11 protein-coding genes are annotated in these 13,197 nt (G+C 50.0%); 6 read left to right on the forward strand and 5 right to left on the reverse strand.

Translation table 11 applies throughout. From position 1 onward, the window contains the following. Window positions 1–45 precede the first annotated feature (45 nt). Together bepA and arsC are read left to right on the forward strand one after the other, a co-directional pair. A complete protein-coding gene (gene bepA / locus BGE37_RS15020; protein ID WP_000489665.1) occupies window positions 46–1,509 on the forward strand; it encodes a beta-barrel assembly-enhancing protease in 1,464 nt (487 codons plus the stop codon). A 20-nt stretch (window positions 1,510–1,529) separates the two neighbouring features. Next, window positions 1,530–1,889, forward strand: coding sequence for an arsenate reductase (glutaredoxin) (gene arsC, locus BGE37_RS15025; protein ID WP_073519558.1), 360 nt, complete (start codon window positions 1,530–1,532; stop codon window positions 1,887–1,889). A gap of 105 nt (window positions 1,890–1,994) precedes the next feature. On the opposite strand, the gene BGE37_RS15030 is transcribed toward arsC, so the two are convergent. The 3 genes from BGE37_RS15030 to upp all read right to left on the reverse strand — a co-directional run bounded on the left by BGE37_RS15030 (window position 1,995) and on the right by upp (window position 4,792). Beyond that, window positions 1,995–2,696, reverse strand: coding sequence for a DnaA inactivator Hda (locus BGE37_RS15030; protein WP_001307333.1), 702 nt, complete (start codon window positions 2,694–2,696; stop codon window positions 1,995–1,997). 94 nt (window positions 2,697–2,790) lie between these two features. Then, window positions 2,791–4,080, reverse strand: a complete 1,290-nt coding sequence (gene uraA, locus BGE37_RS15035) for a uracil permease (protein ID WP_000198328.1) — start codon at window positions 4,078–4,080, stop codon at window positions 2,791–2,793. A gap of 85 nt (window positions 4,081–4,165) precedes the next feature. Continuing rightward, window positions 4,166–4,792 carry a uracil phosphoribosyltransferase gene (upp, locus tag BGE37_RS15040; RefSeq protein WP_001295473.1) on the reverse strand — a complete coding sequence of 209 codons (627 nt, stop codon included), beginning with the start codon at window positions 4,790–4,792 and terminating at the stop codon, window positions 4,166–4,168. Window positions 4,793–5,116: 324 nt separating this feature from the next. On the opposite strand from upp, the gene purM reads away from it, so the two are divergent. The 4 genes from purM (at window position 5,117) to ppx (ending at window position 10,576) form a co-directional block, all read left to right on the forward strand. After that, window positions 5,117–6,154: a phosphoribosylformylglycinamidine cyclo-ligase gene (gene purM / locus BGE37_RS15045; RefSeq protein ID WP_001353041.1), complete on the forward strand. Its 1,038-nt coding sequence runs from the start codon at window positions 5,117–5,119 to the stop codon at window positions 6,152–6,154. Beyond that, window positions 6,154–6,792 carry a phosphoribosylglycinamide formyltransferase gene (gene purN / locus BGE37_RS15050; RefSeq protein ID WP_032184872.1) on the forward strand — a complete coding sequence of 213 codons (639 nt, stop codon included), beginning with the start codon at window positions 6,154–6,156 and terminating at the stop codon, window positions 6,790–6,792. Before purM ends, purN begins: the two co-directional genes overlap by 1 nt. Window positions 6,793–6,963: 171 nt before the next feature. Further along, window positions 6,964–9,030, forward strand: a complete 2,067-nt coding sequence (gene ppk1, locus BGE37_RS15055; protein ID WP_000529576.1) for a polyphosphate kinase 1 — start codon at window positions 6,964–6,966, stop codon at window positions 9,028–9,030. Window positions 9,031–9,034: 4 nt separating this feature from the next. Then, on the forward strand, window positions 9,035–10,576 hold the full coding sequence (gene ppx / locus BGE37_RS15060; RefSeq protein WP_032184874.1) for an exopolyphosphatase: 1,542 nt from the start codon (window positions 9,035–9,037) through the stop codon (window positions 10,574–10,576). A 38-nt stretch (window positions 10,577–10,614) separates the two neighbouring features. Here ppx and pdeF read toward each other — a convergent pair whose 3' ends face one another. Further along, window positions 10,615–12,858: a cyclic-guanylate-specific phosphodiesterase PdeF gene (pdeF, locus tag BGE37_RS15065; RefSeq protein ID WP_105288169.1), complete on the reverse strand. Its 2,244-nt coding sequence runs from the start codon at window positions 12,856–12,858 to the stop codon at window positions 10,615–10,617. Between the two features lie 181 nt (window positions 12,859–13,039). Next, the gene (locus tag BGE37_RS25460) at window positions 13,040–13,192 is read right to left on the reverse strand and encodes a hypothetical protein (protein ID WP_000017552.1); all 153 of its coding nucleotides are present in this window, start codon (window positions 13,190–13,192) and stop codon (window positions 13,040–13,042) included. Window positions 13,193–13,197: the final 5 nt, after the last annotated feature.

Below are 13,197 nucleotides of genomic sequence, written 5' to 3' on the forward strand. Positions count from 1 at the left end.
CAGTATCGGTCAAATGACTATCTCCAGAAACACAGGACAGAGGTTATGTTCAGGCAGTTGAAAAAAAACCTGGTTGCAACCCTCATTGCTGCCATGACCATTGGTCAGGTAGCCCCGGCGTTTGCCGATAGTGCAGACACCTTGCCGGATATGGGAACCTCCGCAGGAAGCACGCTTTCCATTGGTCAGGAAATGCAGATGGGCGACTATTATGTCCGCCAGCTACGCGGTAGCGCGCCGTTAATTAATGATCCACTATTAACGCAGTACATTAATTCACTAGGAATGCGTCTGGTTTCGCATGCCAATTCGGTTAAGACACCGTTTCATTTTTTTCTGATCAACAACGACGAAATTAACGCCTTTGCTTTCTTTGGCGGCAACGTGGTGCTGCACTCTGCCCTGTTCCGTTATTCCGATAACGAAAGTCAACTGGCTTCAGTTATGGCGCACGAAATCTCCCACGTCACCCAACGTCACCTGGCGCGAGCGATGGAAGATCAACAGCGCAGCGCGCCGCTGACCTGGGTCGGCGCGTTAGGTTCTATTTTACTGGCGATGGCCAGTCCGCAGGCGGGGATGGCAGCGCTGACCGGTACACTGGCGGGAACGCGCCAGGGGATGATCAGCTTCACCCAGCAAAATGAACAGGAAGCGGATCGCATTGGTATTCAGGTGCTGCAACGCTCAGGATTCGATCCGCAGGCGATGCCGACCTTCCTCGAAAAATTGCTCGATCAGGCACGTTACTCCTCGCGTCCACCGGAAATTTTGTTGACTCACCCGTTGCCGGAAAGTCGTCTGGCAGATGCCCGCAACCGTGCTAATCAGATGCGCCCGATGGTGGTGCAGTCGTCGGAGGATTTCTATCTGGCGAAAGCGCGCACACTGGGGATGTATAATTCCGGACGTAATCAGCTCACCAGTGATTTGCTGGATGAATGGGCGAAAGGAAACGTTCGTCAGCAACGAGCGGCGCAATATGGTCGTGCTTTACAGGCGATGGAAGCCAATAAATACGACGAAGCGCGTAAAACGCTGCAACCGTTACTGGCGGCAGAACCTGGCAACGCATGGTATCTCGATCTGGCTACCGATATCGACCTTGGGCAAAACAAAGCCAATGACGCTATCAATCGCCTGAAAAATGCCCGCGATTTGCGCACCAATCCGGTGTTGCAGCTCAACCTGGCGAACGCTTATCTGCAAGGGGGGCAACCACAGGAAGCGGCCAATATTCTGAATCGCTACACTTTTAACAATAAAGATGACAGCAACGGCTGGGATTTACTGGCACAGGCGGAAGCCGCACTAAATAACCGCGATCAGGAACTGGCTGCGCGAGCAGAAGGTTATGCGCTCGCCGGGCGACTCGATCAGGCCATTTCCTTGTTGAGTAGCGCCAGTTCTCAGGTGAAATTAGGCAGCCTGCAACAAGCACGTTACGATGCGCGCATCGACCAGTTGCGCCAGCTGCAGGAACGCTTTAAGCCTTATACCAAGATGTAATTCGCATTAAAGGAAGAACCATGACCAAACAGGTAAAAATCTACCATAATCCACGCTGTTCAAAGAGCCGGGAAACGCTGAACCTGCTGAAAGAAAACGGCGTGGAGCCAGAAGTGGTGCTCTACCTTGAGACACCCGCCGATGCGGCAACGCTGCGCGATTTGCTTAAAATGCTTGGGATGAATAGTGCCCGTGAGTTGATGCGCCAGAAAGAGGATCTTTATAAAGAGCTGAACCTGACTGACAGTTCGCTTAGCGAAGAGGCGCTGATTCAGGCAATGGTGGATAATCCGAAGCTAATGGAGCGCCCAATTGTGGTCGCCAATGGCAAAGCGCGGATTGGTCGTCCACCGGAGCAGGTACTGGAAATCGTGGGTTAATATGCGCCCTTTCGCGAGTTAAGTCACGTTGCCGGATACGACGCTTGCCGCGTCTTATCCGGCCTACGAATACGATGGGCGCGCATCCGACGATAAACGTCTTGTCTACAGTTTCAGAATTTCTTTCACAAACGGAATGGTCAGCTTACGTTGCGCGGTAATCGACGCACGATCCAACTGATCCAACGTCATAAATAACGTGCGCATCTCTCTGTCGAGCCGCTTCAGCAAGAAACGCCCCACATCTTCCGGCAGTTCAAAACCACGCAAACGCGCGCGTAACTGTAGCGCCTGCAACTTATCTTCATCAGAAAGAGGCTGCAATTTGTAGATCTGCCCCCAGTCGAGTCGCGACGCGAGATCCGGTAATCCCAGATTCAACTGCCGCGGTGGACGATCGCCGGTGATTAACAACCGTGTTTTACCCGATTCCAGAATTCGATTGTAGAGATCGAAAATCGCCATCTCCCACAACTCATCGCCTGCAATACACTCAATGTTGTCGATACAGACCAGCGACAAATGCTCCATACCGTCGAGCACTTCCGGAACAAACCAGGTGCGTTTATCCAGCGGGACATAGCCCACCGCATCGCCACGCTGCGACAATTCCGCGCAAGCCGCGTGCAGCAGATGGCTGCGCCCCGCGCCTTCGCGTGCCCAGAGATAGATGTAACCGCTATGTTCCTGACGCAGCACGTTTTGCAGCGCGGCCAGTAAAGAGGAGTTATCCCCCGGCCAGAAACTTGCAAAGGTTTCGTCGTCAGGAAGATAAAGTGGCAAAGAGAGCTGTGCCGGTGTGTTCAGAGATACCTCAACCAGGATTTCACAAAATCGCGAGAAGTTTACCACAGAATCCCATGATGTTTGAACCGGGCAGCAACACTGCCCGGTCGGTACATTATTTGTCTGTTATATCCGCGTCTTCTGCGTCCAGCACCACTTCTTCAGGGCGCAGCACACTAATCAGTTTGAAGATCAAACTTAAGCCGATACCGACGATGGTCGCCAGCGCCATACCTTTCAGCTCCGCCGCGCCGATGTTTACCTTCGCGCCACTGACACCGATGATCAAAATGACAGAAGTCAGGATCAGGTTCTGTGCTTTGTTGTAATCCACTTTCGATTCGATCAAAACACGAATACCGGAAGCACCGATAACACCATAAAGCAGCAGCGAAACGCCGCCCATCACCGGCAATGGGATCATCTGGATAGCAGCAGCCAGTTTACCGACGCAGGAAAGCAGGATAGCGAAAATCGCCGCCCCGCCGATAACCCAGGTACTGTAAACACGGGTGATCGCCATCACGCCAATGTTTTCCCCGTAGGTAGTATTTGGCGTGGAGCCAAAGAAGCCGGAGATCACGGTCGACAAGCCGTTAGCAAACATCGAACGGTGCAGACCTGGATCGCGCAGCAGATCTTTTTTGACGATATTAGCCGTTACCACCAGGTGCCCTACGTGTTCGGCAATAACCACTAACGCCGCTGGCAGAATAGTCAGAATGGCAAACCACTCGAAGCGCGGCGTATAGAGAGTTGGCAGCGCAAACCAGTGAGCATTAATAATCGGCGTAGTATCGACAATTCCCATTGCGAAAGAGAGCGCGTAGCCCACCAGCACGCCAATTAAAATCGGGATAATTGCCAGGAAACCACGAAACAGCACGGAACCTAAAACCGTGACTGCCAGCGTGGTAATGGAGATGATGATGGTTTTGGAGTCTGGCGTTTGCCCTTCAGCCGGGAGTAAACCTGCCATACCGGCAGCTACGCCCGCCAACTCCAGACCGATGACGGCAACGATTGCGCCCATTGCCGCAGGTGGAAACAGCACGTCCAGCCAGCCGGTCCCCGCTTTCTTCACGATAAAAGAAACCAGGCAGAACAGCACGCCGCACATAATAAAGCCGCCCAGCGCGACTTCATACCCTAACGGCAACAGTAACAATACCGGTGAAATAAAGGCAAAGCTGGAACCAAGATAAGCCGGGATTTTCCCTTTACAGATGAAGAGATACAGCAGCGTCCCGATACCATTGAATAACAGTACAGTCGCCGGGTTAATATGAAATAAGACGGGCACCAGGACGGTTGCACCAAACATGGCGAACAAATGTTGCAAACTAAGCGGGATTGTTTGTAAAAGTGGCGGTCTTTCACTCACCCCGATAGCACGGCGCGTCATAGTATATTCCTCTGTATTATGTGTTATAGGCGCTTTACTCAAAAAAAAGCCGACTCTTAAAGTCGGCTTTAATAATTTTTATTCTTTATTTCGTACCAAAGATTTTGTCACCGGCATCGCCGAGGCCCGGAATAATGTATCCGTGCTCGTTCAGTCCCTGGTCAATCGATGCAGTATACAGTTCGACGTCCGGGTGCGCTTTTTCCAGCGCTGCGATACCTTCTGGCGCAGCTACCAGCACCAGAACTTTGATGCTGCTGCAGCCCGCTTTTTTCAGCAGGTCGATGGTCGCGATAACGGAACCACCGGTTGCCAGCATTGGGTCAACGATCAGCGCCATACGCTCATCGATGTTAGAAACCAGTTTCTGGAAGTACGGTACCGGCTCCAGCGTTTCTTCATTACGGTACATACCGACGACGCTGATGCGCGCGCTCGGAACGTTTTCCAGCACACCGTCCATCATCCCCAGACCGGCACGTAAAATTGGCACCACGGTAATTTTCTTACCTTTGATCTGGTCGATTTCTACCGGGCCGTTCCAGCCTTCGATAGTTACTTTTTCCGTTTCGAGGTCGGCGGTCGCTTCGTAAGTCAGCAGGCTACCCACTTCGGAAGCGAGTTCGCGAAAGCGCTTGGTGCTGATATCTTGCTCACGCATCAGTCCCAGCTTGTGTTTGACGAGTGGGTGTTTGACTTCCACGATCTTCATACTCTTTCTCCTTTGAGGGGCAGCCACAAAAAAAATCGACGGATTATACCTCCTTTCTTCAAGGCGGCAATATTATTTTCGTTGACTTTAGTCAAAATGATAACGGTTTGAGATAAAGTTATTTTGTATTCAAATGGTTATGGAAGAAGATTATTCCATCCGAAAACGATCCTTTGCCCTGGTACAAGTATTCTTTCGCCGCGCGCCTGGGGAAAAGACGTGCAAAAAGGTTGTGTAAAGCAGTCTCGCAAACGTTTGCTTTCCCTGTTAGAATTGCGCCGAATTTTATTTTTCTACCGCAAGTAACGCGTGGGGACCCAAGCAGTGACCGATAAAACCTCTCTTAGCTACAAAGATGCCGGTGTTGATATTGACGCGGGTAATGCTCTGGTTGGAAGAATCAAAGGCGTAGTGAAGAAAACGCGTCGTCCGGAAGTGATGGGCGGTCTGGGCGGCTTCGGTGCGCTGTGTGCATTGCCGCAAAAATATCGTGAACCCGTGCTGGTGTCCGGCACTGACGGCGTAGGTACCAAGCTGCGTCTGGCGATGGACTTAAAACGTCACGACACCATTGGTATTGATCTGGTCGCCATGTGTGTTAACGATCTGGTAGTACAAGGCGCGGAACCCCTCTTTTTCCTCGACTATTACGCAACCGGAAAACTGGATGTTGATACCGCTTCAGCGGTGATCAGTGGCATTGCGGAAGGTTGTCTGCAATCGGGCTGTTCACTGGTGGGTGGCGAAACGGCAGAAATGCCGGGGATGTATCACGGTGAAGATTACGATGTCGCCGGATTCTGCGTTGGCGTGGTAGAAAAATCAGAAATCATCGACGGCTCTAAAGTCAGCGATGGCGATGTGCTGATTGCACTCGGCTCCAGCGGTCCGCACTCGAACGGCTATTCGCTGGTGCGCAAAATTCTTGAAGTCAGCGGTTGTGATCCGCAAACCACCGAACTTGATGGTAAGCCATTAGCCGATCATCTGCTGGCACCGACCCGCATTTATGTGAAGTCAGTGCTGGAGTTGATTGAAAACGTTGATGTGCACGCCATTGCGCACCTGACCGGTGGCGGCTTCTGGGAAAACATTCCTCGCGTATTGCCAGATAATACCCAGGCAGTGATTGATGAATCCTCCTGGCAGTGGCCAGAAGTGTTCAACTGGCTGCAAACGGCAGGTAACGTTGAGCGCCATGAAATGTATCGCACCTTCAACTGCGGCGTCGGGATGATTATTGCCCTGCCTGCTCCGGAAGTGGACAAAGCCCTCGCCCTGCTCAATGCCAACGGTGAAAACGCGTGGAAAATCGGTATCATCAAAGCCTCTGATTCCGAACAACGCGTGGTTATCGAATAATGAATATTGTGGTGCTTATTTCCGGCAACGGAAGTAATTTGCAGGCAATTATTGACTCCTGCAAAACCAATAAAATTAAAGGCACCGTACGGGCAGTTTTCAGCAATAAGGCCGACGCGTTCGGCCTTGAACGCGCCCGCCAGGCGGGTATTGCAACGCATACGCTCATCGCCAGCGCGTTTGACAGTCGTGAAGCCTATGACCGGGAGTTGATTCATGAAATCGACATGTACGCACCCGATGTGGTCGTGCTGGCTGGTTTTATGCGCATTCTCAGCCCGGCGTTTGTCTCCCACTATGCCGGGCGTTTGCTGAACATTCACCCTTCTCTGCTGCCGAAATATCCCGGATTACACACCCATCGTCAGGCGCTGGAAAATGGCGATGAAGAGCACGGTACATCGGTGCATTTCGTCACCGATGAACTGGACGGTGGCCCGGTTATTTTACAGGCGAAAGTCCCGGTATTTGCTGGTGATACGGAGGATGACATCACCGCCCGCGTGCAAACCCAGGAACACGCTATTTATCCACTGGTGATTAGCTGGTTTGCCGATGGTCGTCTGAAAATGCACGAAAACGCCGCGTGGCTGGATGGTCAACGTCTGCCGCCGCAGGGCTACGCTGCCGACGAGTAATGCCCCCGTAGTTAAAGCGCCAGCTCTGCCGCTGGCGTTTTTCAATTCACCTGTAAATCGCAAGCTCCAGCAGTTTTTTTCCCCCTTTTCTGGCATAGTTGGACATCTGCCAATATTGCTCGCCATAATATCCAGGCAGTGTCCCGTGAATAAAACGGAGTAAAAGTGGTAATGGGTCAGGAAAAGCTATACATCGAAAAAGAGCTCAGTTGGTTATCGTTCAATGAACGCGTGCTTCAGGAAGCGGCGGACAAATCTAACCCGCTGATTGAAAGGATGCGTTTCCTGGGGATCTATTCCAATAACCTTGATGAGTTCTATAAAGTCCGCTTCGCTGAACTGAAGCGACGCATCATTATTAGCGAAGAACAAGGTTCCAACTCTCATTCCCGCCATTTACTGGGCAAAATTCAGTCCCGGGTGCTGAAAGCCGATCAGGAATTCGACGGCCTCTACAACGAGCTGTTGCTGGAGATGGCGCGCAACCAGATCTTCCTGATTAATGAACGCCAACTCTCCGTCAATCAACAAAACTGGCTGCGTCATTATTTTAAGCAGTATCTGCGTCAGCACATTACGCCGATTTTAATCAATCCTGACACTGACTTAGTGCAGTTCCTGAAAGATGATTACACCTATCTGGCGGTGGAAATTATCCGTGGCGATACCATCCGTTACGCGCTGCTGGAGATCCCATCAGATAAAGTGCCGCGATTTGTGAATTTACCGCCAGAAGCGCCGCGTCGACGCAAGCCGATGATTCTTCTGGATAACATTCTGCGTTACTGCCTTGATGATATTTTCAAAGGCTTCTTTGATTATGACGCGCTGAATGCCTATTCAATGAAGATGACCCGCGATGCCGAATACGATTTAGTGCATGAGATGGAAGCCAGCCTGATGGAGTTGATGTCTTCCAGTCTCAAGCAGCGTTTAACTGCTGAGCCGGTGCGTTTTGTTTATCAGCGCGATATGCCTAATGCGCTGGTTGAAGTATTACGTGAAAAACTGACTATTTCCCGCTACGACTCCATCGTCCCCGGCGGCCGTTATCACAATTTTAAAGACTTTATTAATTTCCCCAACGTCGGCAAAGCCAATCTGGTGAACAAACCACTGCCGCGTTTACGCCACATTTGGTTTGATAAAGCCCAGTTCCGCAATGGTTTTGATGCTATTCGCGAACGCGATGTGTTGCTCTATTATCCTTATCATACCTTTGAGCATGTACTGGAACTGCTGCGTCAGGCTTCGTTCGACCCGAGCGTACTGGCGATTAAAATTAACATTTACCGCGTGGCGAAAGATTCACGCATCATCGACTCGATGATCCACGCCGCACACAACGGTAAGAAAGTCACCGTGGTGGTTGAGTTACAGGCGCGTTTCGACGAAGAAGCCAACATTCACTGGGCGAAGCGCCTGACCGAAGCAGGCGTGCACGTTATCTTCTCTGCGCCGGGGCTCAAAATTCACGCCAAGCTGTTCCTGATTTCACGTAAAGAAAACGGTGAAGTGGTGCGTTACGCGCACATCGGGACCGGGAACTTTAACGAAAAAACCGCGCGGCTTTATACTGACTATTCGTTGCTGACCGCTGATGCGCGCATTACCAACGAAGTACGGCGTGTGTTCAACTTTATTGAAAACCCATACCGTCCGGTGACATTTGATTATTTAATGGTGTCACCACAAAACTCCCGCCGCCTGTTGTATGAAATGGTTGACCGCGAAATCGCCAACGCGCAGCAGGGGCTGCCCAGCGGTATCACTCTAAAGCTAAATAACCTTGTCGATAAAGGTCTGGTCGACCGTCTGTATGCGGCTTCCAGCTCCGGCGTGCCGGTGAATCTGCTGGTTCGTGGAATGTGTTCGCTGATCCCTAATCTGGAAGGCATTAGTGATAACATCCGTGCTATCAGTATTGTTGACCGTTACCTTGAACATGACCGGGTTTATATTTTTGAAAATGGCGGCGATAAAAAGGTTTATCTTTCTTCCGCCGACTGGATGACGCGCAATATTGATTATCGTATTGAAGTGGCGACGCCGCTGCTCGATCCGCGCCTGAAGCAGCGGGTGCTGGACATCATCGACATTTTATTCAGCGATACGGTCAAAGCACGTTATATCGATAAAGAACTTAGTAATCGCTACGTTCCCCGCGGTAACCGCCGCAAAGTGCGGGCGCAGTTGGCGATTTACGATTACATCAAATCCCTCGAACAACCTGAATAACCCTATGCCAATACACGACAAATCCCCTCGTCCGCAGGAGTTTGCTGCGGTCGATCTTGGTTCAAACAGTTTCCACATGGTTATTGCCCGTGTGGTGGATGGCGCTATGCAGATTATTGGTCGCCTGAAACAGCGGGTCCATCTGGCAGACGGTCTGGGGCCAGATAATATGTTGAGTGAAGAGGCAATCACACGCGGATTGAACTGCCTATCGTTGTTTGCTGAACGCTTGCAGGGATTTTCGCCTGCCAGCGTTTGTATTGTTGGCACCCATACGCTGCGTCAGGCGTTGAATGCTACTGACTTTTTGAAACGCGCGGAAAAGGTCATTCCCTACCCGATTGAAATTATTTCCGGTAATGAAGAAGCCCGTCTGATTTTCATGGGCGTGGAACATACCCAGCCGGAAAAAGGTCGCAAACTGGTTATTGATATTGGCGGCGGATCTACGGAACTGGTGATTGGTGAAAATTTCGAACCGATTCTCGTTGAAAGCCGCCGGATGGGTTGTGTCAGCTTTGCCCAACTCTATTTCCCGGGCGGGGTCATCAATAAAGAGAATTTTCAGCGCGCTCGCATGGCGGCAGCACAAAAACTGGAAACTTTAACCTGGCAATTCCGTATTCAGGGCTGGAACGTGGCAATGGGCGCTTCCGGTACCATAAAAGCCGCCCATGAAGTGTTAATGGAAATGGGCGAGAAAGACGGGATAATTACCCCGGAACGTCTGGAAAAACTGGTGAAAGAAGTTTTACGGCACCGTAATTTCGCATCGCTGAGTTTACCGGGTCTTTCCGAAGAACGGAAAACAGTCTTCGTTCCTGGACTGGCGATTTTATGCGGTGTGTTTGATGCTTTAGCCATCCGTGAACTGCGCCTTTCTGATGGGGCGTTACGCGAAGGCGTATTGTATGAAATGGAAGGACGTTTCCGTCATCAGGATGTGCGTAGTCGCACCGCCAGTAGTCTCGCTAACCAGTATCACATCGACAGTGAACAGGCCCGACGGGTGCTGGATACCACTATGCAAATGTACGAACAGTGGCGGGAGCAGCAACCGAAGCTGGCGCATCCGCAACTGGAAGCGCTACTGCGATGGGCCGCCATGCTGCATGAGGTCGGGTTGAATATCAACCACAGCGGTTTGCATCGCCACTCCGCTTATATTCTGCAAAACAGCGACTTGCCGGGTTTTAATCAGGAACAGCAGTTGATGATGGCGACGCTGGTGCGCTATCACCGTAAAGCGATTAAGCTCGACGATCTGCCGCGCTTTACCTTGTTTAAGAAGAAACAGTTCCTGCCACTGATTCAGCTATTGCGCCTTGGCGTATTACTCAATAATCAACGTCAGGCAACCACCACACCGCCAACATTGACGCTGATTACCGATGACAGTCACTGGACACTGCGTTTTCCGCATGACTGGTTTAGTCAGAATGCACTGGTACTGCTTGATCTGGAAAAGGAGCAAGAATACTGGGAAGGCGTGGCTGGCTGGCGATTGAAAATTGAAGAAGAAAGTTCACCTGAAATAGCTGCTTAATGCTTTGCGGGCCGACGAGAAATGTCGGCCCTCGCTGTTCAGGCACTTTCGCGAATGGGTTCGATTTCATTCAGCGTATCAATTAACGGTTGCGGCTTACCAATAAGATAACCCTGCATATAATCTATCCCTAAAGAAAGCACCGCCTCGCGGATCTCTTCGTTTTCAACGTACTCTGCCACTACCAGCATTTTCTTCATTCGCGCCAGGTGACAAATCGACGCCACTATCTGGTAATCCAGACTATTTGACACAATATTGCGGATAAAACTGCCGTCAATTTTAAGGAGATCGGCATTCACATTTTTAAGCCGCGCATAGCTGGCGTAGCCGGTGCCGAAATCATCAATCGCAATCTGGCAGCCTAATTCCTGAAGATGCTGCAAGGTGATTTGCGCCTGCTTAACATTGGTCAGCGCATTACTTTCGGTGACTTCAAAAATAAGTTGCCACGCTTCAATCTGGTATTTAGCCAGCAGCTGACTGACTTCAACGGGAAAACGAGCCTGACATACCGAGGTTGGCGACAGATTAATCGCAAAACGGTGAGCGGGCATCTTCGCTCTGTTTTCAGCCATAAATTGCAGCGTATGCTCAATGACCCACATGTCGATACTCGACGATAAACCAAATTCGTGCGCGACCGGCAAGAAGCTGTCGGGGCTGATCAGTTCATCATTATCACCTTTCATGCGCAGAAGGATCTCATGGTAGACATCACCACGCATACCGGTAATCGGCTGGGCCATCAGGAAAAAATGGTTGTGTTCCAGCGCCTGCTGTAGCCGATTCATCATCGCGACTTTATCTTTCAATTCGCGTTGCAAATACATTGCCCCGCGACGCTGCATATTTTCCGGGGCGTTGGTCACGATGGAAAGTTCGGCGACCGTATTTAGCTCTCCCAGCAGTAAGTAGATATGATTCACTGGCGAGCGCACATAGCAGTAACTGACGCCAATCTGCGGTTGCATCGGCATTCCATCCCAAAAGAAACGAAATTGCTTGAGATGGCTATCCAGTGCGGTAATGCGCTCCTGGTGCGATTCTGTATTCAGTCGCAGCGCGAGATCGTTACCCGAAAGCTGATAAACATCTTCACCCGGTTCCAGCAATGGTGACAGCCAGTGAGAAAGTTTTTGCTTGTATTGAATCCGTAGCATGATGCCATAGTTCTTAACCAGCATTTCCATGCCGGGGATGCGTAAATAACAAAGCGCAGACCAGGGGGCATCACGCAACGCGCGATTCAGGGCGCGAACATTTGGCAGATGAACCACCGGGTCCACATACGCAAGCCGCTGAATGCGTCTGACTACCGCTCGCTGACGGGTTGCCAGTACAACCATATAATTGACAATAAAAGAGAATACCAGATAACTGGAGGAGGTTATGGTCAGTTGCGTGGTATAGCCAGGATAAATGGGAATGTAATTTTGATAGCTGTGGATGCTGATCATCAGCACGACCGCCCAGAGCAGCGAAATCAACTTATAACCATAGCGCATGGCTCCCCACATCATCAGGGGTAGCAATAATGACAAGGTATAATTGGTGCTGAAAATCGTGCTTTTTTCATTTAACGGCATGCATAACAGCAACAACAACGCACCTAATGCCAGTAGCCAGAGCGCGAACTCTTTTTTGGTGACTTTGACATCAACTTGCTGTTTTAATTGCGAATAATAGCTGCGTAAATAAAACGGATTTCGCACCACCCGAATGATGAAGTAGCACAGCGGAACACCAATCAGATTGCCCACCAGTAAGGCCTGATAATTGATTAAGGTCCCGAGGTTAAAAGGCATGACGCCGACCAGATTTTCTCTGCTCGCCAGTAATCCAACAAACGCAGCAAATTGGAAAAGTATTAGAAACAGCGTTGCAGGAAATACAATCTGCCAGAATATACGCTGGGCAATTAAACGGGTATCACCATGTGAAACGTTGTTACGCCGGGGAGTAAAGACCCTGTAACCGCCCCAACAGAGAATGATAATGATAATAAAATTAGCTGTTAATGAGAGCGTTTCGTAAATACCCAGCTCTGCATATTTGCGGACAAAAATCCCTAAGGCGATCCCTGGCAATGCCGCCCAGCTGAAAAACATCATCATGCTGATCATCAGTGCCAAAGGCAGGTAAAAGAGAAAAACCTCACCGGAAGAAATATGCGCGAAAGTATTAATATGGGCGAAAATGGGCAAGATGAAAGAAGGCAGGAACAGCGGAAGCCCCCACCATTTATCACGTATTTTTATATAGGTTGCATTCAGTTTCATAGATGCTCAGCAGAATCCCCCACATCCTGAAGGAGGTGTATTCAGACAGGCATCCCACCTGACTTCGAATGATGATTATTCATCACTATAGAGAGCATTGATTCTAAGTGTCATATGAAAGTTCCAATTGATATATATCAAACAAAATAACCCTGATTAATGAATTATTACGTTTATCATGTTAATTCATCATTATTACATCATCATTGTAAATAATTAAATTAACTTCCATAACATTAAAATATGTATCCACTGACGCTTTTTTACATAACGAAGAATTGACCATTTTGTCCTGTTGTGCCTTAATGTAAGTACCGTCCACGGCGTGGGACATACTTC

This window comes from Escherichia sp. MOD1-EC6300, from assembly GCF_002965045.1.
GTDB lineage: Bacteria > Pseudomonadota > Gammaproteobacteria > Enterobacterales > Enterobacteriaceae > Escherichia > Escherichia coli_F.